A 1291-nucleotide genomic window follows, 5' to 3' on the forward strand; every position below is an offset into this window, starting at 1 on the left:
ACGACAACTTCTTCGAGATCGGCGGCGATTCCATCCTGTCGCTGCAGATCGTGGCGCGGGCCCGCAAGGCCGGGCTGATGGTGACGCCGAAGCAGATCTTCGAGGCGCCCGAGATCGCCCAGCTGGCGAAGCTTGCGGGCGGGGAGGCGAGTGTCGCGCCGGCGCCTGTCGCCATGGAAGGGGAGATTCCTCTGACACCGATCCAGCGGCTGTTCTTCGAGCGGCAGGGCGGGGAGAACCATTGGAACCAGTCGGTGCTCTTAAAGGTCCGGGGCGTGCTCGACGTGGCGGCGCTGGGCCGCGCGATCGACGCCGTCGTCGAACGGCACGATGCGCTGCGGCTGCGCTTCATGGGGGCTTGCGACGACGACTGGCACCAATGGCTGCTCGCCCATGAGAAGGCGCCGGTGCTGGAGGTGATCGACCTGAAGGGCGCGGCGGACTGGACGGCGGCGCTCACGCGGGAAGGGGAACGGCTGCAGCGCAGCCTGGACCTCGAGCTCGGGCGCCTGATGCGTGTCGGCTACTTCCAGATCGCGCAGGACGAAGGCCGGCTTCTCTTGGCGATCCATCATCTCGCGGTCGACGGGGTGTCCTGGCGGGTGCTGTTCGAGGACCTGCCGGAGGCCTATGACCAGGCCGAACGGGGCGAGGCGATCGTGCTGCCGGAGATCTCCACCCCCTGGAGCGTGTGGGCGACGAAGCTGGCCGATTATGCGGGAAGTCCCACTGTGACGGGCGAGCTCGGCTGGTGGAAGCAACGGCTGGCGGAGGCCTCGGATGCCCTGCCGCTGGAAGGCGACGGCGACACCCGCACCGGCGCCGGCCGGTCGGTGGGCATGGAGCTCGACCGTCAGACGACGCGCAAGCTGTTGCAGGAGGTGCCGCGCGCCTATCGCATGCGCATCGACGAGGTGCTGCTGACGGCGCTTTGCCAGACCATCGCGGAGTGGAGTGGCAAGGACGGCGCGCTGATCCATCTGGAGGGCCATGGCCGCGAGGACGTGATCGAGGGTGTCGACCTCAGCCGGACGATCGGCTGGTTCACGACGCTCTTCCCGGTCTGGCTGCCGGCCCATGCCGAGGCAGGGCCGGCGCTGATCGGGGTCAAGGAGACGCTCAGGACGATCCCGGCCAAGGGCCTGCACTGGGGCCTGATCCGCCATGGGACCGACGAGCGGCTGCGCGCCGAGGCGGCCGCCCTGCCGGTGCCGCGCATCAGCTTCAATTATCTCGGCCAGTTCGACCAGTCGCTGAGGCCGGAGGGCCGCTTCGGCTTTGCCGGCGAGGC

Annotated in this window: 1 protein-coding gene; it reads left to right on the plus strand. The window is 69.2% G+C overall.

Annotated elements, in window-relative coordinates; all coding sequences use genetic code 11:
• On the plus strand, window positions 1–1291 hold a 1291-nt coding region (locus AAE029_RS36145), incomplete at both ends, for a condensation domain-containing protein (protein WP_371077754.1).

The sequence above is a fragment of the Sinorhizobium sp. CB7 genome, from assembly GCF_041357635.1.
Lineage (GTDB): Bacteria > Pseudomonadota > Alphaproteobacteria > Rhizobiales > Rhizobiaceae > Rhizobium.